General features: G+C 64.9%; 14 protein-coding genes. 12 read left to right on the top strand and 2 right to left on the bottom strand.

Annotated features, from left to right (window positions below; translation table 11 throughout):
* The first annotated feature begins 4 nt into the window (after positions 1–4).
* The 11 genes from IYY11_RS23455 (at position 5) to IYY11_RS08460 (ending at position 17,268) form a co-directional block, all read left to right on the top strand.
* A complete protein-coding gene (locus IYY11_RS23455) occupies positions 5–856 on the top strand; it encodes an OmpA family protein (protein ID WP_196403451.1) in 852 nt (283 codons plus the stop codon).
* Between the two features lie 120 nt (positions 857–976).
* Positions 977–3,430, top strand: coding sequence for a glycogen/starch/alpha-glucan phosphorylase (locus tag IYY11_RS08415; RefSeq protein ID WP_246719773.1), 2,454 nt, complete (start codon positions 977–979; stop codon positions 3,428–3,430).
* A 112-nt stretch (positions 3,431–3,542) separates the two neighbouring features.
* Positions 3,543–5,750, top strand: a complete 2,208-nt coding sequence (gene glgB, locus IYY11_RS08420) for a 1,4-alpha-glucan branching protein GlgB (RefSeq protein ID WP_196403452.1) — start codon at positions 3,543–3,545, stop codon at positions 5,748–5,750.
* 177 nt (positions 5,751–5,927) lie between these two features.
* Entirely contained in the window at positions 5,928–7,190 is a 1,263-nt protein-coding gene (gene glgC / locus IYY11_RS08425; protein WP_196403453.1) for a glucose-1-phosphate adenylyltransferase, read from the top strand.
* Positions 7,187–8,644 carry a glycogen synthase GlgA gene (gene glgA, locus IYY11_RS08430; protein WP_196403454.1) on the top strand — a complete coding sequence of 486 codons (1,458 nt, stop codon included), beginning with the start codon at positions 7,187–7,189 and terminating at the stop codon, positions 8,642–8,644. Before glgC ends, glgA begins: the two co-directional genes overlap by 4 nt.
* Before the next feature lie 154 nt (positions 8,645–8,798).
* The gene (glgX, locus tag IYY11_RS08435; RefSeq protein WP_196403455.1) at positions 8,799–13,019 is read left to right on the top strand and encodes a glycogen debranching protein GlgX; all 4,221 of its coding nucleotides are present in this window, start codon (positions 8,799–8,801) and stop codon (positions 13,017–13,019) included.
* Positions 12,994–14,346: a murein hydrolase activator EnvC gene (locus IYY11_RS08440; RefSeq protein WP_246719774.1), complete on the top strand. Its 1,353-nt coding sequence runs from the start codon at positions 12,994–12,996 to the stop codon at positions 14,344–14,346. Before glgX ends, IYY11_RS08440 begins: the two co-directional genes overlap by 26 nt.
* Entirely contained in the window at positions 14,343–15,707 is a 1,365-nt protein-coding gene (locus IYY11_RS08445; protein ID WP_196403457.1) for a S41 family peptidase, read from the top strand. Before IYY11_RS08440 ends, IYY11_RS08445 begins: the two co-directional genes overlap by 4 nt.
* Positions 15,708–15,755: 48 nt before the next feature.
* Entirely contained in the window at positions 15,756–16,520 is a 765-nt protein-coding gene (locus tag IYY11_RS08450) for a heme ABC transporter permease (protein WP_124739624.1), read from the top strand.
* Positions 16,517–16,675 carry a heme exporter protein CcmD gene (gene ccmD, locus IYY11_RS08455; RefSeq protein ID WP_029649106.1) on the top strand — a complete coding sequence of 53 codons (159 nt, stop codon included), beginning with the start codon at positions 16,517–16,519 and terminating at the stop codon, positions 16,673–16,675. The genes IYY11_RS08450 and ccmD overlap by 4 nt, the downstream gene beginning before the upstream one ends.
* Positions 16,672–17,268 (top strand): DsbE family thiol:disulfide interchange protein, encoded by a 597-nt coding sequence (locus IYY11_RS08460; RefSeq protein ID WP_196403458.1) that lies wholly within the window; start codon positions 16,672–16,674, stop codon positions 17,266–17,268. Before ccmD ends, IYY11_RS08460 begins: the two co-directional genes overlap by 4 nt.
* 18 nt (positions 17,269–17,286) lie before the next feature.
* Here the strand turns inward: IYY11_RS08460 and IYY11_RS08465 are convergent, their stop codons facing one another.
* Together IYY11_RS08465 and IYY11_RS08470 are read right to left on the bottom strand one after the other, a co-directional pair.
* Entirely contained in the window at positions 17,287–18,027 is a 741-nt protein-coding gene (locus tag IYY11_RS08465; protein ID WP_196403459.1) for a sulfite exporter TauE/SafE family protein, read from the bottom strand.
* 25 nt (positions 18,028–18,052) lie between these two features.
* On the bottom strand, positions 18,053–18,679 hold the full coding sequence (locus tag IYY11_RS08470) for a TetR/AcrR family transcriptional regulator (protein ID WP_246719775.1): 627 nt from the start codon (positions 18,677–18,679) through the stop codon (positions 18,053–18,055).
* A 214-nt stretch (positions 18,680–18,893) separates the two neighbouring features.
* On the opposite strand from IYY11_RS08470, the gene IYY11_RS08475 reads away from it, so the two are divergent.
* The gene (locus IYY11_RS08475; RefSeq protein WP_196403461.1) at positions 18,894–22,352 is read left to right on the top strand and encodes an acyl-[ACP]--phospholipid O-acyltransferase; all 3,459 of its coding nucleotides are present in this window, start codon (positions 18,894–18,896) and stop codon (positions 22,350–22,352) included.
* The last annotated feature ends 56 nt before the right edge of the window (positions 22,353–22,408 follow it).

Raw genomic sequence — 22,408 nt, forward strand, 5'->3', positions numbered from 1 at the left:
GCGCGTGCTTGTTGAATTCTCTCGCCTCTGGCCGTGGCTTCTCGCCTGTTTCGCCATCGGGGCCGCCGCCGGGGCATTGACCGGGCGCGCGCCCGAAAACGGCCTCGTCGCCCGCTGGCTGGTGTGGACCGCGCTCGCTTTCGGCGTCGGCCTCCTTCTCGTCCGCCTCGGCGCGCTCGACGCCGCCGCGCCCTTGGTCGAGGGCGCGCTCGCGGCCTATGCCGTCTTGATGATTGGCGCCGCGCTCGGCGCCTTGGCGCGGCGCCGGTCGATCTGGGCGCATGAGGGCTGGGCCGTAGGGCTGGTCGCCGCATCACTCCTCTGGGTCGGCGCGGTCGTGATCGGCCAATCCGACGGCGAACAGGGTCGCCGCTTTGCCGCGCCGACAAAAAGCGCGGGGGCGGACATGCCAGCTGCGCCGTCCCCGCCTGCCGACGAAACGCCAACCGCCCGCGCGACCATATCGCCCGTCCACGCGCAAGCGCCGAGCGCGCCAGTCACGGCAGTATCGGCCGGCATGACGCTCGCCGATTGCCAGACGGCCCTCGCAGCCTCTTCGACGCCCGGCGTACTGGTCTTTCGCAAAGGCAGCGCGCAACTCACCCCGTCGGCGACGCGCGCGCTCGAAAAGGCGGCGACGATCATTCGCCGGTGCCCGGAAAACGCGACGATCGAGGTCAGGGGCCACGTTCGTGGTTCGGGCGCGAAAGCGCCCAATGATGCGCTGGCGCAGAGGCGCGCGGAGGCGGCGACGGGTTATATCGAGGGCCAGGGCGTCGGCGGGCGCCGCCTCGTCGCATTCCCCGGCGAAGCGGATCAGGCGGAAAACCGCGCCCTCACCTTTGAGGTTCGATGAGCAGCTCTCGGCGCCTCAACTTCAGGCGCCGGCGCGGCCCGTAGCGCCAAATTCCAATTCTACTTACAACAGCGGCCTCTAAGACCTGCCGGGAACGCCGTCCGTCGCGAAAGGATCGCCTTGAACGCTTTTGACCCGCCCGAGGCCGCCCATAAGGCCGTCGTCGCCGCGCTGCGCGACGACGTGCAGCGGCGTCTCACCTATACGGTCGGCAAGGACAACGCCGACGCCAGTCCGCGTGACTGGTTCGTCGCGACCGCGCTGGCGACCCGCGACCGGCTCGTACCGTCTTGGCTCGCGTCGACGAAGCGCAATTATCGGGAAGACCGGCGCCGCGTTTATTATCTCTCGCTCGAATTTCTCATTGGCCGTCTGCTCATCGACACGCTGACCAATCTCGGTCTGACCGAGGCGATGCGCGACGCGCTCGCCGAACTTGGCGTCGACCTCGATATGCTGCGCGCGCTCGAGCCCGATGCGGCGCTCGGCAATGGCGGGCTCGGGCGCCTCGCCGCCTGTTTCATGGACAGCATGGCGACTCTCGAAATCGCCGCCATGGGATATGGCATTCGTTACGACCACGGCCTGTTTCGCCAGACGCTCAAGGACGGCTGGCAGCACGAATATCCCGAAAACTGGCTCTCCTTTGGCAATTCCTGGCAGTTCCCGCGGCCGGAAATCACCTATGACGTCGGCTTTTTCGGCCATGTCGAAAGTTCGCGCCTCGCCGACGGCATGCTGGCGCATGTGTGGCGGCCGGGCGAAACCATCGTCGCCGTCGCCTATGACACGCCTGTCGTCGGGTGGCGCGGCAAACATGTCAACACGCTGCGCCTGTGGTCGGCGCGAGCGCCTGACGCGCTGCGCCTCGACGCTTTCAATCAGGGCGATCATGTCGGGGCGCAATCGGAGCAGGCGCGCGCCGAAGCGATTTCCAAAGTTCTTTATCCAAGCGATTCGACGCCGGCGGGACAGGAGCTGCGGCTGCGGCAGGAATATTTCTTCGCCTCGGCCTCGCTGCAGGATCTGATCCGCCGTCACATCAGGCAGACCGGCGACATCCACAGGCTCGCCGACAAGGTGGCGATCCAGCTCAATGACACGCATCCGGCGATCGGCGTCGCCGAGCTGATGCGGCTTCTCGTCGACGTCCACGGCGTTGAATGGCAGGAGGCCTGGCGCATCACCCAGGCGACCTTCTCCTACACCAATCACACGCTCTTGCCGGAAGCGCTCGAAACCTGGCCGGTGCAGCTGATGGAGCGACTGCTGCCGCGCCACATGCAGATCATCTATCTCATCAACGCCATGCACCTCGACTGCCTGCGCGCCAAAGGCGCGAGCGACGCGGCGACGCTCTCCTCGGTGTCGCTCATCGACGAACGTAACGGACGGCATGTCCGTATGGGCCATTTGGCGTTTCTGGGTTCGCACAAGGTGAATGGCGTCTCGGCGCTGCATAGCGCGCTGGTCAAGGAGACGGTGTTCAAGGATTTCAATCGGCTCTATCCAGACCGCATCGTCAATAAGACGAACGGCGTCACCTTCCGCCGCTGGCTGCTCGAGGCCAATCCGCCGCTGTCGCGATTGCTCAGGGACACGATCGGCGCTGGCGTTTTCGATGATCCGGAGCGGCTGATCGAGCTCGAGAAATTTGCCGACGACGCAGAGTTCCAAAACAAATTTGCGGCGGCCAAGCGCGAGAACAAGGCGCGTCTCGCAGCGACAGTCTTCGAGCGCGTCGACGTCAGGATCGATCCCGCGGCGCTCTTTGACGCGCAGATTAAGCGCATCCATGAATATAAGCGCCAGCTTTTGAACGTGCTTGAAGCCGTCGCGCTCTATCAGGACATCCTCGCGCAGCCCGGGCGCGAATTTTCGCCGCGGGTGAAGATCTTCGCCGGCAAGGCGGCGGCGAGCTATCATCAGGCGAAGCTCATCATCAAGCTCGCGAACGATGTGGCGAAAGTCGTGAACGCCGATCCGGCGACGCGCGGCCTTTTGAAGATCGTGTTCCTGCCGAATTACAATGTGAGCCTCGCCGAGACGATCATCCCGGCGGCCGATCTTTCCGAGCAGATTTCGACCGCCGGCATGGAGGCGTCAGGCACCGGCAATATGAAATTCGCGCTCAACGGCGCGCTCACCATCGGCACGCTGGACGGCGCCAATGTCGAAATCAGGGAGCGAGTCGGCGACGACAACATCTTCATCTTCGGCCTCACGGCGCAGGAGGTGGAGGAGAGCCGCGCGAAGGGCATCGACGCGCGCGAGACGATCGCCGCCAGTCCGCGTCTCGCCGAGGCGTTGCGGGCCATCGCCGCCGGCGTCTTTTCGCCCGACGATCCGCATCGCTACGCGCAGCTTGTCGATACGCTGACCTACTACGATCACTTTCTGGTCGCCAAGGACTTCGACGCCTATTGGGAGGCGCAGCGCCGCGTCGACGCGCGCTGGCGGGACCAGAAAGCATGGCGGCGGTCGAGCATTCTCAACACGGCGCGGGTTGCATGGTTTTCCTCCGACCGCACGATCCGCGAATATGCGCAAGAGATCTGGAATGTCGCTGTGTAGTAAGACTGCGTCATTGCGAGCGAAGCGAAGCAATCCAACGTCGTTCGATCATATCTGGATTGCTTCGTCGCTTCGCTCCTCGCAATGACGATGCGGCTTCAAGGACGTTAGAGTGACAAAAGCCGACTGGCGCGCTTCCGCAGACGACATCAACGCCATCCTCGGCGCGCGTCATGGCGATCCTTTCGCCGTGCTCGGCCTGCATGAAACGCCAGCGGGCTATGTGATCCGCGCGTGCGTTCCAGGCGCGACGAGCGTGGAGGCGATTGCGCCCGACGGCGGCGTGGTCGCGCCGCTGGGTCGCGTTCACGCCGATGGCTTCTTCGAAGGGTTGACGCCGCTGAAGCGTCGCGCGCTTTATCGCCTTGTCGCCTCGAACGACGCGGCGCGATGGGAATTCGCCGACCCTTACTCCTTTTCGCCGGTGCTTGGTCCCACAGACGACCATCTGCTCGTCGAAGGCGCGCATCAGAAGCTCTATGACAAGCTCGGCGCGCATATGCTGACCCATGAGGGCGTCGAAGGAACCCATTTCGCCGTCTGGGCGCCGAACGCGAGGCGCGTCTCCGTCGTCGGCGACTTCAACCAATGGGATGGGCGACGCGCGCAGATGCGCAAGCGGATCGACAGCGGCGTCTGGGAGATCTTCATTCCTGGCGTCGGCGCCGGCGCGAATTACAAATATGAAATCATCGGGCGCCATGGCGAGCTCTTGCCGCTCAAGGCCGACCCGCTCGGCTTCGAGGCGGAGCTGCGCCCCTCGACCGCGTCCGTCGTCGCCTCGAACGCGCCCTATCACTGGGGCGATGAGGTTCACATGCGCGCGCGCGCTGAAGTTGACCCGCGACGTTCGCCCATGTCGGTCTATGAAGTGCATCTGCCGTCGTGGCGGCGCGGCGAGGATGGGCGCTTTCTGACCTACGACGAACTCGCCGATCAGCTCGTGCCCTATGTCGCCGATCTCGGCTTCACCCATATCGAGCTGATGCCGATCAATGAGCATCCGCTCGACGCCTCCTGGGGCTATCAGCCGATCGGGCTCTTTGCGCCGACGCGGCGGCACGGCGATTCCTATGGCTTTCGCCGTTTCGTCGATCGCGCGCATCAGGCCGGCCTCAGCGTCATTCTCGACTGGGTTCCGGCGCATTTTCCGACCGACGAACATGGCCTCGCGCAATTCGACGGCGGGCCGCTCTATGAGCATTCTGATCCCAAGCGCGGTTTTCATCCCGACTGGAACACCGCGATCTATGATTACGGGCGCCGCGAAGTGGCGAATTTTCTCATCGCCAGCGCGCTCTATTGGCTCGACCGCTTCCACATCGACGGGCTGCGCGTCGACGCCGTCGCCTCCATGCTCTATCTCGACTATTCGCGAAAGCCGGGCGAATGGTCGCCCAATCCCGACGGCTCCAACGACAATCGCGACGCGGTCGCCTTTCTTCAAAGGTTCAATGAACGCGTCTATGCGCTCTATCCCGGCGTCGTGACCATCGCCGAGGAATCGACCGCCTGGGGCGGCGTCACGCGGCCGACATATGCGGGCGGACTCGGCTTCGGCTTCAAATGGAACATGGGGTGGATGAACGATACGCTGCGCTATCTTTCGTCCGAACCCGTCCATCGCAAATGGCGCCATAGCGAGCTGACCTTCGGTCTGCTCTACGCCTTCACCGAGAATTTCGTGCTGCCCATCTCTCATGACGAGGTCGTGCACGGCAAGGGTTCGGTGATCGGTAAAATTCCCGGCGATGAATGGCGCCGTTTCGCAACAGCGCGCGCCTATTATGGATTCATGTGGGGCCATCCCGGCAAGAAGCTCCTGTTCATGGGTCAGGAATTCGGCCAGACGGGCGAGTGGAATTTCGCGAGCAGCCTCGACTGGTGGTTACTGGATTTTCCCCCGCATCGGGGACTTCAGGCGTTTATCCGAGATCTGAACCGCGTCTATCGCGATCACGAGGCGCTCTATGCGCGCGACTGCGAGGCCGAAGGCTTCCAGTGGATCGTCGCGGACGACGCGGAGAGTTCGGTATTCGCCTTCGCGCGTTTTGGCGCGGATCGTTCCCGCGCGATCGCCGTCATATCGAATTTCACGCCGGTGACGCGCAGCGCCTATCGGCTCGGCCTGCCGCGCGCCGGACGCTGGCGTGAACTCGTCAATTCCGACGCTGCGGTCTATGGCGGCTCTGGACTTGGCAATCTCGGCGCCATTCATGCGCGCGCCGAAGGATTCCGCGACTTTCCCGCGAGCGCCGAGATTCTTTTGCCGCCGCTTTCGACTCTCTTCTTCGCATTCGAAAGCGATGAATTAGAATGAAGATCGAATCGAGCAGGGCGATGAAGATGTCCGCTTCAAGAGATCGGGGCAAAGATTTCCTCATCCTGAGGAGGCCCGAAAGGGCTTCGAGACGCCTGCTGCGCAGGCTCCCCAGCATGAGCGCGAAGGCGCCCCATTCGCGCGATCACCACGTCATCGATCTGATGGGAACTGGCGATGTCGGCCTTTGAAAATCCGCCCCTGGCGCGCCACGCCATGGCCTATGTCCTCGCCGGCGGCCGCGGCGCGCGGCTGATGGAACTGACCGACAGGCGCGCCAAGCCCGCGGTTTATTTCGGCGGCAAGTCGCGCATCATCGACTTCGCGCTCTCCAATGCGCTCAACTCCGGCATCAGGCGCATTTGCGTCGCTACGCAATACAAGGCGCACAGCCTCATCCGCCATTTGCAGCGCGGCTGGAGCTTCTTTCGCACCGAGCGAAACGAGAGCTTCGACATTCTGCCGGCGAGCCAGCGCGTGTCCGAAGACCACTGGTATCTCGGCACGGCCGACGCCGTCTATCAGAACCTCGACATCGTCGAGAGCTATGATCCCAAATATATCGTGCTGCTCGCGGGCGATCACGTCTACAAGATGGATTACGAGCCCATGCTGCAGCAGCATGTGGACTCCGGCGCCGATGTGACGATCGGCTGTTTCGAGGTGCCGCGCGCAGAGGCGTCCAGTTTCGGCGTCATGCATGTCGACGAAAACGACCGCATCATCTCCTTCATCGAAAAGCCGCGCGATCCGCCGGCAATGCCGGGACATCCGGACCGCGCGCTCGTCAGCATGGGCATCTATGTGTTCGAGGCGAAGTTTCTTTACGAGCAATTGCGCCGCGACGCCGCTGAGACGCTCTCGACGCATGACTTCGGCAAGGATTTGATCCCCTACATCGTCTCGCATGGCAAAGCCGTCGCGCATCATTTCGAGCGCTCCTGCGTGCGCGCGGCGAGCGAGCCCAACGCCTATTGGCGCGACGTCGGCACGGTGGACGCCTATTGGGCGGCCAATATCGATCTCACCGACTTCACGCCGCAGCTCGATCTTTACGATCGCAACTGGCCGATCTGGACATATGCCGAAATCACCCCGCCGGCGAAATTCGTGCATGATCAGGTCGGACGGCGCGGACAGGCGCTGTCCTCGCTCGTTTCGGGCGGCTGCATCGTTTCCGGTTCGACGCTGCGCCGAACGCTGCTCTTTACCGGCGTGCGCGTGAATTCCTACGCAACCGTCGAGAACGCCGTCGTCCTGCCCTATGTCGACGTCGGCCGCTCGGCGCGGCTCACCAATGTCGTCGTCGACCGCGGCGTGCAGATCCCGCAGGGCCTCGTCGTCGGGGAGGACCCGGCGTTCGACGCCGCGCGTTTCCGCCGCACCGAGGGCGGGATCTGTCTCATCACCCAGCCGATGATCGACAGGCTCGGCGCATGAGTGCGCTGCGCGCGCTCGCCATCGCTTCGGAGATGGCGCCTTTCGCCAAGACCGGCGGACTCGCCGATGTGGTCGGCGCGCTGCCGTATGCGCTCGCCGCCGAAAACATCGAACTGCGCACGCTCATTCCGGGCTATCCCGACGTAATCGCTGCGTTGCGCGTCGGAGAGACGGTTTTTGAGTTTGACGACCTTTTCGGCGGACCCGCTTGGATTCATGCCTCCCGCCATCAGGGCGTCACGATTTATGCGCTCATCGCGCCGCATCTTTATGCGCGCGAAGGGGGACTCTATACGGGACCGGACGGCGCGGATTATCACGACAACGCCTTCCGCTTCGCGGCGCTCGCCTGGGCAGGCGCGCAGATCGGGCTCGGCGCGCTCGACGGATTTACGCCCGACGTCGTGCATGCCCATGACTGGCAGGCGGCGCTCGCGCCGGCCTATATGCATTATGCGGCGCGGCCGCGCCCGGCGACGATCGTCAGCATCCACAACATCGCCTTCCAGGGACAATTCCCCAAAGAACTGCTGCAGCCGTTGCGACTGCCGCCGCGCGCGTTCGATATCGACGGCGTCGAATATTACGGCGCGATCGGTTTCTTGAAGGCCGGCCTGCAGCTCGCCGACCGGATCACCACCGTCTCGCCAAGCTATGCGCGCGAGATCGAGACGCCGGAATTCGGCATGGGCCTCGAGGGCCTGTTGCGGGCCCGCGCGGATCGCGTGAGCGGCATTTTGAACGGCGTCGATGAAGAGACGTGGGATCCGGCGACCGACGCGCATCTTGGAACGCGCTATGATCATTGGAGCCTGCCGTCGCGCGCCAGGAACAAGGCGGCTTTGCAGAAACGTCTGCGACTGCGCGTCGATCCCGACGCCTTTCTCATCGGCGTCGTCAGCCGGCTGTCCTGGCAAAAGGGGCTCGATTTACTGCTCGACGTTTTGCCGCAGCTGATGCGCGGCCGCGCGCAACTTGCGTTGCTCGGCGCTGGCGATAAAGCGCTGGAGGAAGGATTTGTCGCTGCAGAAGCCGCGCATCCCGGCCGCGTCGGCGTTCATATCGGCTATAGCGAAGAGCTTGCGCATATGGTCCAGGCGGGCGTTGACGCGTTCCTCGTGCCGTCGCGCTTCGAGCCATGCGGACTGACGCAGCTGTATGCGCTGCGTTATGGCGCCGTGCCGATCGTTTCGCGCGTCGGCGGTCTGAAAGACACCATCGTCGACGCCAATGAAATGGCGCTGCAGGCCGACGTCGCGACCGGCCTGCAATTTTCGCCGACGACCGCCGAGGCGCTCGCCCTCACGCTGCGCGAAGCGGAACGTTTGTTTGAGGACGCCGAGACGTGGCGCAAGATTCAGGTCAATGGCATGAGAACCGACGTTTCCTGGCGCAATCCGGCGCGCCGCTACGCGAAGCTTTTTGAGGACGCGGTCGCCGCGAGAGCAGGGTGACTGTTTCGGCAACAAAGCCCCCTCCCTGTCCCTCCCCCGCTTTCGCGCGAGAGGGGACCCCAACGATCGGCGTCGCGCACGGTGTGCGACCTGCGCTGCGTCTGCCTCCCTCTCCCGCAAGCGAAGCGCAGCGGGGGAGGGTTGGGGAGGGGGCATGATCGGCCGCCTCACCGATGGCGCGCCGGAGCCGCTCGGCGTCACGCCGGATGAGCGCGGCGCCAATGTCGCGGTGTTTTCGGCTCACGCCGAAGCGATCGAGCTTTGTCTCTTCGATGACGCCGACGAAGAGATCGCCCGGATAAAATTGCCCACGCGCAGCGGCGACGTTTTTCATGGCTATATCGAAGGCCTCAAAGAAGGCCAGCGCTACGGCTTTCGCGCCTACGGACATGATGCGGCGGACGCCGGCCATCGCTTCAATCCGGCGAAACTTCTCGTCGACCCTAACGCGCTCGCGCTCGATCGCGCTTTCACGCTGCACCCTTCGCTATTCGCTTATGGCGACGCCGCGCACGTCGACAGCGCCGCGCATCTGCCGAAAGCAATTGTCACGAAGCCCGTCCCTGCGGAGTCGCCGCGGCCAAAGCATCCCTGGCGCGATACGCTCATCTATGAGCTTCACGTCAAGGGTTTCACCGCCACCCATCCCGACATTCCGCAACATCTGCGCGGGACCTTCGCCGGCCTCGCACATGATGCGGCGATCGCGCATCTAAAACGGCTCGGCGTCACGACGTTGGAGCTTCTGCCCTGCGCGGCGTGGATCGACGAGCGTCATTTGCCGCCGCTCGGGCTCTCCAACTCCTGGGGGTACAATCCCATCGCCATGATGGCGCCCGACCCGCGCCTCGCGCCGGGGGGCTGGCGTGAAGTGCGGGAAGCTGTCGGCAGGCTTCACGACGCCGGGCTCGAAGTCATTCTTGATGTCGTGTTCAACCATACCGGCGAAAGCGACGAATTCGGACCGACGGTCTCGTTCCGAGGACTCGACAACGCCAGCTATTACCGACTCGCCGACGACCGCGCGCGTTATGTGAACGACTCCGGCTGCGGCAATATTCTCGACTGTACGCGCGCGCCTGTCGTGCGGCTCATCATGGATGCGCTGCGCGCCTGGGCGCTCCATGGCGGCGTCGACGGCTTTCGCTTCGATCTCGCGACGACGCTCGCGCGTCGCCCCTCGGGCTTCGATCGCGACGCGCCATTTCTTTCCGCGATCCTGCAAGACCCCGTGCTGCGGGACTTAAAGCTCATCGCCGAACCCTGGGATTTGGGCCCGGGCGGCTATCGGCTGGGCGATTTTCCCGAGCCTTTCGCCGAATGGAACGATCGCTATCGCGACAGCGCGCGCGGCTTCTGGCGCGGCGACTCTCACGGCGTCGCCGAGCTTGCGACGCGCGTTGCCGGCTCGCAGGACGTGTTTGCGCGCAGGCGCCCATCACGCAGCGTCAATTTCATTGCGGCGCATGACGGCTTCACTTTGCGCGATCTCGTTTCCTACGCGCATAAGCACAATGAAGCGAATGGCGAAGAGAACCGTGACGGCGCCGACCACACTCTTTCCTGGAACAATGGCGTCGAAGGCGAGAGCGAGGACACGGCGATCATTGCAGCGCGCAAGCGGGACGCGCACAATCTGCTCGCGACGTTGCTGTTCTCGCGCGGAACGCCGATGCTGGCCATGGGCGCGGAACTTGGGAAGACGCAGTCCGGCAATAATAACGCCTATGCGCAGGACAACGCGCTTTCATGGATCAATTGGGCGCGCGCCGATGAAGAACTGATCGACACGACGGCGAAGCTCATCGCGCTGCGCAAGCGACACTTGGCCTTGCGTGAGGATCGCTTTCTCGACGGCGCGCCGCGTGACGCTTCGCTTATCCCCGACGTCGAATGGCTGCGTCCTGACGGCGCGCCGCTGCGCGAAGACGACTGGCGCGACGGCGAGGCGCAAACGCTTGTGGTCGTGCTTTATGGCGAAGGCGATCGCGTCCTCGTCATTCTGCATCGCGGGCCTGACGAAATTGTCGTGCGGCCGCCGCCCGCTCGCGATGATCACGGCTGGAGATTGGCGTTCAGTTCGACGAAGGACGGCGCGGATGAAGACGTCGAAGGATGCATCTCTGTCGCGCCGCGCTCGGTTACGCTCCTCGTTGAGGAAAAGCGTGCATCCCGTCGGTCTATTGCGTCTGCTTCGGAAGAGATTATCTCGCGTCTCGCCGTGGCGACGGGCGTTGAACGACAATGGCGCGACGTCGAAGGCGCGCAGCACGACGTCCCGCACGAGACGGTTTGCGCGCTGCTGGCGCAGCTCGGCTTTCCGGCTGGAACGCTCAGCGATGCGCGCGAGAGTCTTGCGCGGCTTTCGGATTTCCGCGACAGACAGACCCTCCCCGCAAGTTTGTCGGTGAAGGAGGATGAGGCTTTCACGTTGCGGCTCGCCGCGCGCGACGGCCGCACGCCAGGCTGGATCGTCGTCACGCAGGAAGACGGAAGCTGTTCGCGCATCGCCCTGCGTGGGGAGAAGGCCACGCCGATCACATGGCGCGGACTGGATGGTCGGCGTTGCGACGGCGTCGCGGCGCGGCTGCCGCCGATGCCCGCCGGTCGTCATCATTTGTCGATCAACAGCGGCGAGAGCTGTGCGCTTACCGTCGCGCCGCGGGGTTGTTTTTTGCCAGACGACGCGCGACGCGAATTCGGCCTCTCCGCGCAGCTTTATTCGGTGCGCCGCGACGGCGATCAGGGGATCGGCGACTTCTCGACGCTTGGCGAACTCGCGCGCGTCGCCGCCAAGGCCGGCGCCGCGCTCATCGCCGTCAATCCGCTGCACGCCCTGTTTGCGCAAGACCGCACGCGCGTCAGTCCGTACTATCCGTCCGACCGGCGTTTCCTCGATCCGCTCTATATCGATGTCGCTGAATTGCAGCGCATGCTCGGCGCGCCGATTGATCTCGACGAGAGCGCCGTGGCCGCTCTACGCGTCGGCGCGGATGTCGACTATCCCGGCGTGCATGCGCTGAAGATGGCGGCGCTCGAACGGGCCTTCGCAATCTTCCTTGATCTGTCGCGCCGCCAGCCTGACGCCGCACCGGTCGCCTCATTCTCGCGCTTTGTCGCCGAGGGCGGGGCGGCGCTCGCGCGCTTCTGCGTCTTCGAGGCGATCAGCGAGGCGCGCAACGGCCAAAGCTGGCGGATGTGGCCGCAAGAGCTGCGCGAGGCGCGCCCTGCGGCGTTGAGCGCCTTCGCGCGCGAACATGCGACGCGCGTCCAATTCCACCAATTTCTGCAATGGCTCGCCGATGCGCAATTTGGGCGATCCGCGCAGGATGCGCGCGCCGCCGGTCTGTCGCTCGGATTCTGCCGCGACCTCGCCATCGGCGCGGCGCCTGACGGCGCCGAGTGCTGGAGCCGCGCGGGAAGTTTCGTGGACGGCTTCTCGATCGGCGCGCCGCCCGACGCCTTCAGTCGGGAGGGCCAGAATTGGGGCTTGCCGCCGCCAAATCCGATCGACATGGAGAAAAGCGGCGGCGCCGATTTCGCGGCGCTGCTGCGCGCCAACATGCGCCACCCGGGCGCGCTGCGCATCGACCACGTCATGGGGCTCGCGCGGCTTTTCGTCATTCCGGATGGCGAAAAGCCAGCCGCCGGCGCTTACGTCAATTACCCGTTCGAGACCTTGATGGGTCAGCTTGCGCTCGAAAGCCGACGCGCGCAGTGCGTCGTCATCGGCGAGGATCTCGGCACGGCGCCATGGGGATTCCGTGAGCGTATCGAACGCGCCGACGTGCTGAGCTACCGGGTTCTATGGTTCGAACGTTCGGGAGAGGGCTTCGCGTCGCCGGCGCACTATCCGAAGAAGGCCATGGCCTGCGTCTCGACGCATGATTTGCCGACGCTCGAAGGCTGGTGGGCGGCGGCGGACATCGCCGAGAAGGAAGCCTTGGCGCTGATCGCGCCCGACGTGGCCGAAGCCGCCCGCGCCGCGCGGCGCGCGGAAAAAGACGCGCTCCTCGAAGCGCTTCGCGCGCAGGGGCTGATCGACGGCGCGCATCACGCAACAAGCGCCTTCGACGACGCCTTGGCTTGGGCGCTCCATGCCTTCATCGCGCGCACGCCGTCCTTGCTCGCCATGGCGCAACTCGACGATCTCGCGGGGGAAACGCAGGCGATCAACTTGCCCGGCACCGATCGCGAACGCTTGAACTGGCGCCGCAGACGGCCAGAATCGATCGACGCGCTCCTTGATTCGCGCCGCGCCCGCGCGATCCTCGCCGGGCTTCGCCGCAATGTGGACGCGATTGCCGGCGCATATCGGTCTCCGGGCGAAATTGATGCCGCGGACGGACATGAGCGTTTCGAGCATGGCGGGTAACGAAGCCACCGAGCGCGGGCTCATCTCTGCGGCGCTCCTGGCGATTTCTGTCGCATTTTCCGCGCATGCCGAACAACAGGGTCCGGACGCCAAAGACATTTCGTCGAAGCAGCAGGAATTGCGCGGCGTCGAAGACACGATGGGCGCCGCCCGGGAGCGCGCGCGTCGACTCGAAGAGCAGCTTGTCGATCACGCCGCCGCGCGCGAAAGGCTGAATGGCGCGCTCATCGAAGCGACGCTGCGGCTGCAGGAAACGGAAGAGCGCGCGGCCGAGATCGAAGAGCGGCTTTCGGCGCTCACCGAGAATGAGCGCAAGATCGTCGCTTCGCTCGACAGCCGCCGCGGATTGATCATGGAGATTCTTACCGTCCTGCAACGGATGGGCCGTAAGCCGCCGCCGGCGCTGATCGCGCGTCCCAACGAGATTCTCGAGGCCGTCCGGGCGTCGCTCGCGCTCGGCGCCCTGTTGCCGCAAATGCGCGCCGAAGCGCGCCAGCTGCAGCGCGATCTTTCGGAACTCGAGCAGGTGCGCGATGGCGTTCGGCGCGAGCGCGAACGCCTCGCGGAGCAGCAGGCGAGCCTCAACGTTCAGCGCGAAAGGCTTGCCCCGATGATCGGCGAACGTCAGGAGGCGCTTTCCACCGCGCAAAGCGCCTTGCAGGCGGAGACGGAGCGCGCGCGCACGCTGGCGCAGCGCGCCACAAGCCTCAAGGACCTGATCTCGCGCATGGAGGCGGACAGCGCGGCGGCGCGGCGCGCGGCGGAGGCGGCGCGCAAGGCCGACGACGAGCGGGCCAAAGCTCAAGCGATGCTTTCCGAGCGGGAGCGGCTCAAAGCGTTGTCTGCGCCGTTCAAGGATCCGGCGCGGCTTGCGCCCGCCGTCGCTTTCATGGATCTTAAAGGCCGGCTGCCGGCCCCGGCCGCGGGATCGGTGGTGCGGCGTTTCGGCGCGCCAGACGGTTTTGGCGGCAAGGAGAAGGGCCTGTCGATCGCGGCGCGCGAGAGTGGGGTGGTTATCGCCCCTTGTGACGGATGGATCGCTTTTTCAGGGCCTTACCGAAGTTATGGACAACTCTTGATCATTAACGCCGGCGGCGGTTATTATGTGGTCCTGGCCGGCATGAGTCGCACCAATGTGAACGTGGGACAGTTCGTTCTCGCAGGTGAGCCGATAGCCAGCATGGGAGACGGAGCCGCGCAAACCGCGGCGACCATCGCAATCGGCGCGAAACAACCCATTCTTTATGTTGAGTTCCGCAAGGACGGAGCGTCAATCGACTCGGGCCCATGGTGGGCAAAGTCAGACAGTCGGAAGGTCGGCGGATGATTCGCAAAACAGTCCTTATCGCCACAGGAATAGCAATTGGAGCGGGATGCGCCACGCTTGGCCAGCAGGCGCGCGCCGTCATCGGCGCTCCGGCTCAAGCCGCTTCCGCCGACACCTACAAGAACCTCAGCCTGTTTGGCGACGTGTTCGATAAGGTGCGCGCCGACTATGTCGAGAAGCCCGATGAGCAAAAGCTCGTCGAAAACGCCATCAACGGCATGCTGACCTCGCTCGATCCGCATTCGAGCTACCTTGACGCCAAGGCCTTCAAGGACATGCGGACGCAGACCGAGGGCAAGTTCGGGGGCCTCGGCATCGAGGTCACGCAGGAAGACGGGCTCGTGAAGGTCGTCACGCCGATCGACGACACCCCGGCGTCGCGCGCCGGGATCATGTCCGGCGATCTCATCGGCGCCATCGACGACGAGACCGTGCAGGGCATGACGCTCAATCAGGCCGTCGACAAAATGCGCGGCGCGATCAACACGCCTGTCAAGCTGACGCTCTTCCGCGGCAAGAACAAGGACAAGGTCGAGGTCAAGCTCGTCCGCGCCGAGATCCACATCAAATCCGTGCGCTCGCGCAAGCAGGGCGACGACATCGCCTATGTCCGCATTTCGCAGTTCAATGAAGAGACCGCGGAAGGCTTGCGCACTGCCATGGCGAAGGCGCAGCAGGACATCCCCGCGGACAAGTTCAAAGGCTACATCCTCGATCTGCGCAACAATCCGGGCGGCTTGCTGGACCAGTCGATCCAGGTGGTCAACTCCTTTATCGACAAGGGCGAGATCGTGTCGACGCGCGGCCGCAACGCCGACGAAACCCAGCGCTACAACGCCCGCGGCTCCGGCGATCTGTCGAAGGGCAAGCCCGTCGTCGTGCTGATCAACGGCGGCTCGGCCTCGGCGTCCGAAATCGTCGCCGGCGCTTTGCAGGATCACAAGCGCGCGACGCTGATCGGCACGCGGTCCTTCGGCAAGGGCTCCGTGCAGACCATCATCCCGCTCGGCGGCTCGAGCGGCGCGCTGCGGCTGACGACGGCGCGCTATTACACGCCGTCCGGCCGCACGATCCAGGCCAAGGGCATCGATCCCGACATGATCATCCTGCAGGACGTGCCGGACGAGCTCAAAGGCAAGGACGACACCAAGGGCGAAGCCTCGCTGAAGGGCCATCTCAAGACGGGCGACGAGGAAAAGACCGGCTCGCAGGCCTATGTCCCGCCGGATGAGGCGAAGGACAAGCAGCTCAACGCGGCCGTCGAACTTCTGCACGGCAAGCCGAGGGCGCAGATCCTCGCCGAGCAGTCCAAGGAAGTCGCCAAGGACACGACCAAGCCGCCGTCCAAGGCCGCCAATTGACGCTGATGGCCGTGCAGCTTAGACGGTCGGCGGGAGTTTCCGGCGGTCATGAGCTTTCTGTCCACTTACGCTAATCCAACGCGCTTTCTGCGTTTCGCAGAACGCGCGTTGCCGTGGCTCTCAAGCGCCACGGCGCTTCTGCTGGCGATCGGGCTCTACGGCGCCTTCACGGCGCCGCCCGATTATCAGCAGGGCGAAACCGTCCGGATCATGTACATCCATGTTCCGTCCGCCTGGCTCGCGATCTTCGCCTATATCGTGATGACCTCGGCGTCGCTCGGCGTTCTGGTGTGGCGTCATCCCCTCGCCGACGCGGCGCAGAAAACCGCCGCCAGCCTCGGCGCCGCCTTCACCTTCATCTGCCTCGTCACGGGCTCGCTGTGGGGCAAGCCGATGTGGGGAACGTTCTGGGTGTGGGACGCGCGCCTCACCTCGATGCTCGTTCTCTTTCTCCTCTATCTCGGTCTCATCGCCGTCAGGCAGACGATGGACGACACGCCGCGCGGCGCGCGCATCGCGGCGATCATGACGCTCGTCGGGGCCATCGACATTCCGATCATCAAATATTCGGTCGACTGGTGGAACACGCTGCACCAGCCGGCCTCGGTGTTTCGCATTGACGGACCGGCGATCTCCGGATCGATGCTGTGGCCGCTCATCGTCATGGCGCTCGCCGCGACGCTGCTGTTCTCGACGCTGCATATCATGGCGATCCGCAACGAAATCCTGCGGCGACGCCTCGCGCGCTTGTCGATGCAGGCCGTCCGCGCCGGTGAAGTCGCCGGAGACGAAAGCATGGAGGCGGCGGAATGAGCGGCCACGGGTTCTACATCGCCGCCGCCTATGGCGTGACGGCCGCGACGCTCGGCGTCGTGACCTTGCGCATCGTCCTCGACTATCGCCGCCTGCGCGCGGCGCTGGCGCGCTTTGGCGCGGCTGGCGCGCGCGATGAAGGAGAGGGCGCGTGAGCGACGCCGTCGCGCCGCGCTCGGCGCTGCGCTTTCTGCCGCTGGCGCTCTTCGCGTTGCTGGCGCTCGTCTTCCTGGTGCGGCTGTTCTCCGGCGACGCGTCGCGCATCCCCTCGGCGCTGATCGGTAGGCCGGCGCCGGCTTTCGATCTGCCCGCGCTTGAAGGATTGGCCGGCGTTCCGGGTCTGTCGACCGAAGACTTGCGCAAGGGTCACGTGAGCCTCGTCAACGTCTTCGCCAGCTGGTGCGGACCCTGCCGACAGGAGCATTCGGCGCTCATGGCGATGGCTGGCGATCAAGCGCTCAAGGCCAAAGGCGTCGAGCTCTACGGGCTCTCCTACAAGGACGAGACGGCGAAGGCCCTAGGTTTTCTTGAGGAGGGCGGCAATCCTTTCGCGCGCGTCGGCGTCGACCCTGCCGGCCGCACGGCGATCGACTTCGGCGTTTATGGAGTGCCCGAGACGTTCGTAATCAAGGGCGACGGAACCATCGCCTATAAATTCGTCGGACCGCTGACGCCTTCGGCGATCGCGACGACGCTCATTCCGGAGATCGAAAAGGCGATGGCGGGCGGGACGGCCACGTCGCGCTGAACGCGTCGGGCGCCCGGATTATGGCGCTCTGAGGAAGAGGCCGACGGTCAGCGCGGCGCCGACCACGACGATGAAGATGCGCAGGATTTTTTCGTCGATGTGATGGATCAGGCGCGCCCCCATGATCCCGCCGATCGTCGCGCCCGCGCTCGTCACCAGCGCCTGCGGCCAGTGCAGATCCGGCGAGAATAGGAAGATCGCGACGGCGGAGGCGTTCATGACGCCGGCCAGAACGTTTTTGGTGGCGCTGGCGACGCGCACGCCCTGTCCGGCCATGGTCAGCGCGGCGACCATGAGGAAGCCGATGCCGCCGCCGAAATAGCCGCCGTAAACCGAAATCAGAAATTGCGCGAGGGCTGCGCGCGGCCGGCCGAGATGGCTATGGGTTTCGACGGGCTTGCGGAAGAAACTGCCCCAGGCGAAGACCACCGTCGCAAAGAGCACGAGCCATGGCACGAGACGCGCGAAGAGTCCGCGCGGCGTGCCCAGCAACACCGCCGCGCCGACGGCGCCGCCGACGATGCTGATCACGAACAGCGTGCGCAGCGAAAGCCCGTTGGCGCCCCTCGCCAGCTTGCGGCCGGTCCAGCCGGTCGCGACCTGCGCCGGGAACAGCGCCGCGCATGACGTGATATTGGCGGCCAGCGCGTCCATGCCCGTGAACATCAGGGTGGGAAGCGTGAGGAAGGAGCCGCCGCCGGCAAGCGCATTCTGCGCGCCCGCCCAGGTCGCTACGGCAAACAGCAGAATGTAAGTCATGCGCGCCTATGTCAGCTCGCGCGGCTCAAATCAAGCGGGCCGACTCCATCATCAGTCCCGCTGCGAGAAGCCGTATCAGCACGCCGAGCTGCTCATCCAGCAACTTTGGCGGGGTCTCGGCGATCTTCTCCTCGAGCCCCAGCGCCACGACTCCATGCACGGCCGAAAACAGCGTGCGCGCCAGCGCGGCGCGCGCCGTCGCGTCCCTGCCCGGGAGTAGTTGCGCAAGCGGCGCGTCCAACCGACCGAACAGGCGGTTGCGCGCGTCCGCATACCAGGCCGGCACGGGCGCGCCAGGGGGCAATCGGTGCTCGAACAGCGCGCGCCAGCTCGGCTCCTCTTTTCTCGCAAAGCTCAGATAGGCCCGCGCCATGGCTTCGAGCGCCTGCTCCGCCTCTGCATCCACGAACGCCGCGTCGAGCGCGGCCTCCAGGCGCGCCAGGGTGCGCGCGTTAACCCGCAGGATCAGCTCGTCGAGGTCATGAAAAGCGGTATAGATCGCGCCGAGCGCGCAACCGGCCGCGGCGGCGAGATCGCGCGCCTTAAGCCCGGCGAGACCCTGCGCCGCCACCGTCTCCTGCGCGATGTCGATAAGCCGGTCACGCAATTGCGACCGGCGGTCGGCTCCCGCGTCGGCGTTCTTCTCGTTCAAAGGCGTCTCCCAATTCGGCATGAACACCGTTCATTTTCTTGTTGACGGCAGAGCAAAAGCGCTGCAGTCTCCATATTGAACATAGTTCATGGCGAAAGGCTGACCTTCGATCCGATTGCAACGCCGATCGCAACGCCCATTGCAACGCGTCCGACTTGACCGAACCTTAAGGGTCATCGGCGAAAGTCACGACGCATCTCCCGGAAACTTCGACATGACGCATTCGCTTCTCGCTTCGCGGCGTTTCGCGCCATTGTTTTGGCGTCAGTTCTTCGCGGCCTTCAACGACAACTTCTTGAAGAACGCTCTGGTGCTCTTGATCCTGGCGCACGCGGCCGAGGGCGGCGCGTCGCTTGTGACGCTCGCCGGCGCGGCCTTCATCGCGCCGTTTTTTCTTCTGTCGGCGATCGGCGGCGAGCTCGCCGACAAATATGACAAGGCGCGGGTCGTGCGCTGGGTGAGCCTCGCGGAGATCGCCGTCGCGGCATTGTCCGCGACCGGCTTTCTGTTCGCCAATATCCCGACGCTCTTTGGCGCGCTCATTCTCTTCGGCGTCACCGGCGCGCTGTTCGGCCCCGTCAAATACGGCATCTTGCCCGACCATCTGACGCGCGACGAACTTCCGGCGGGCAATGCGCTCGTCGAGAGCGCGACCTTTTTCGCAATTCTCAGCGGCACGGTCGCCGGCGGCATGGCGTTGCATGTCGGCGACGGGGTGATCCTCGCCGCGGGAGTCATGGGCGTCGCGGCGCTGGCGCTTGGCGCGGCGTGGCTAATTCCCCCAACGAGGCGCGCCGATCCCGATCTTGCGATCGACGCCAACGTCTTCCGCTCAACTTTCAAATTGCTGCGGCATTTGCGCGGTCAACGAGAACTGCGGCGGCTCGCCGTGGTGACGAGTCTCTTCTGGCTCTTCGGCTCGATCGCCATGTCGTTGACGCCCTCGCTCATCACCCAGACGCTGCATGGCGCGGAGATCCTCGTCAGCATTCATCTGGCGCTGTTCGCCGTCGGCATCGCCATCGGATCGGGGCTCGCCGCCTTCCTGCTCAAGGGCAAGATCGTGCTGCTGCCGACTGCCGTCGGCGCGGCGCTCGTCGCTTTTGCGTCCGCGGACCTCGGGCTCGCGCTGCTCCTTTCGAATGCGCCCGCCGCAGCGACGGCGCTGGCGCCGCAGGCCTATTTCGCTCAGCCGCTCGCCTGGCGCGCCGCGATCGATCTTTCACTGCTCGCGGTCGCCGGCGGGCTGATGATCGTTCCGTCCTTCGCCGCCATTCAGGCGCAGAGCGCGCCGCAGCAGCGCGCCCGCACCATCGCCGCCGTGAATGTGCAGAACGCCGCCTTCATGGCGCTTGGCGGCCTCGGGGTTGCGGGTCTGCAGAGCTTGGGCGTCTCTTTCGCGGCGCTGCTGATTGGCCTGGCCGTCGTCGCGCTCGTCGCGTCGATCTGGATCGTCACGGCGGTCGTCGCGTCGCCGTTGCAGGATCTGCTCTCGATCTACTTTCGCGCCTTCTATCGTCTTGAGGTGAAGGGGTTCGAAAATTTCGAGAAGGCGGGACCCAATCCGATCGTCGCGCTCAACCATGTGAGTTTTCTCGACGCCGCGGCGATTTTCGCCGTCATGCCAAAGCAGCCGGTCTTCGCCGTCGACCGCGCAATCTCGCAGACGTGGTGGGCGAAGCCGTTTTTGAAATTCATGCGCGTGATCCCGCTCGATCCGGCCAATCCGCTTGGCGCGCGCGCGCTGATCAATGCGGTCAAGGACGGGAATCCGCTGGTCATCTTCCCGGAAGGCCGGCTGACGGTCACCGGCAGTCTGATGAAAGTCTATGACGGAGCGGGGCTGATCGCGGAAAAATCCGGCGCGATGGTCGTCCCGGTGCACATCGACGGCGCCGAGGCGACGATGTTCTCGCGGCTGACGCGCGAACAGGCGCGCCGGCGGTGGTTTCCGAAATTCACGCTCACCGTGCTCGAACCTATTCGCCTCACGGTCGATGACGCGCTGAAAGGCAAGGCGCGGCGGATGGCGGCCGGCGCGGCGCTCTATCAGATCATGTCGGATCTCGTCTTCCGCGCGACTAACGCCGATCGCACGCTTTTCGAAGCCGTGGTCGAAGCCGCGCGCACGCACGGGCTGTCGCGCGTCGCTCTCGAAGATCCGATCGCCGGCAAACTCAGCTATCGCAGGCTGCTGATCGGGACGCGCGCGCTCGCCGGCAAGATCGCCGCGATCGGCAGGCCGGGCGACGCGATCGGACTGATGCTGCCGAACGCCAATGGCGCCGGCGTTTCGTTCCTCGCGGTCGTTTCAGCCGGCCGCGCGCCGGCGATGATCAATTTCACCGCCGGCGCCGCCAATATTCTGGCGGGCTGCGAGGCGGCGCAGGCGAGGACGATTTTGACGTCGCGCGGCTTCATCGAGAAAGCCAAGCTCGAAAAGCTTGTCGCAGCGCTCGAAGAGAAAGTTGCGCTCGTCTATCTCGAAGACATGCGCGCGCGCATCTCCTTCGCCGACAGGCTGGACGCGCTCCGACGCTTCCGCAAGCCCGTCGTGGCGCGCAAGGCCGCGGAGATGGCGGCGATCCTTTTCACCTCGGGGTCGGAAGGCGCGCCGAAGGGCGTCGCCTTGTCGCATCGAAACATGCTCGCCAATGCGGCGCAGGCCGCCGCGCGCATCGACTTCGGCCGCACGGACAAGGTCTTCAACGTGCTGCCGATGTTCCATTCCTTCGGTCTGACGGTCGGCTTCACGCTGCCGCTGATCTCCGGCGTTCCGATCTATCTTTATCCCTCGCCCTTGCACTATCGCATCGTGCCGGAGCTGGTTTACGGCTCAAACGCCACGATTCTTTTCGGGACGGACACTTTTCTCGCCGGTTACGCGCGACCGGCGCACGCTTATGACTTCCGGTCGATACGTTATGTCGTCGCCGGCGCCGAGCCGGTGAAACAATCGACACGCGATTTGTGGATGGAGAAGTTCGGCGTCCGCATCCTTGAAGGTTACGGCGTGACGGAAGCGTCGCCGGTCCTCGCGCTCAACACGCCGATGTTCAACAGATTTGGCTCCGTCGGACGCCTGATGCCGGGCGTCGAACATCGGCTCGAACCCGTTCCCGGCGTGGAGGACGGCGGCAGGCTCTTGGTGCGAGGGCCGAATGTGATGATGGGCTATCTCAAGATCGACAAGCCCGGCGTGGTGCAGCCGACCGAGAACGGCTGGCATGATACGGGCGATATCGTCGCCATCGACGCGCAGGGCTATGTGACGATCAAGGGGCGCGCCAAGCGCTTCGCCAAGGTCGGCGGCGAGATGGTGTCGCTCGCGGCGATCGAACAGCTGGCGGCGGAACTTTGGCCCGACGCGCTGTCGGCGGCGGCGACCGAGGTCGATCCGCGCAAGGGCGAGAGGATCATTCTTGTCACGCAGCGCAAGGACGCGACGCGCGCCGATTTTCAGGCCTACGCGAAATCGAAGGGCGCCTCCGACCTGATGATTCCGGCGGAGGTCGCGATCGTCGAGCAAGTGCCGCTTCTGGGCTCCGGCAAGCTCGATTTCGCGGCGGTGACCAGAATGGTGCGCGAGCGCGGGCGCTATATTCTGCCCAATCCGCGCCTGCCCAACGGTCTGCAGGGACGCATCGACGGCAACGCCGCTGCGCCTGCGTGAATAAGGGGTTGCGCGGGGGAACGCTGCATCGCAAACCTTTGGCGTCGCGGTCCTAG

Source organism: Methylocystis sp. H62, assembly GCF_015709515.1.
Taxonomy (GTDB): Bacteria; Pseudomonadota; Alphaproteobacteria; order Rhizobiales; family Beijerinckiaceae; genus Methylocystis.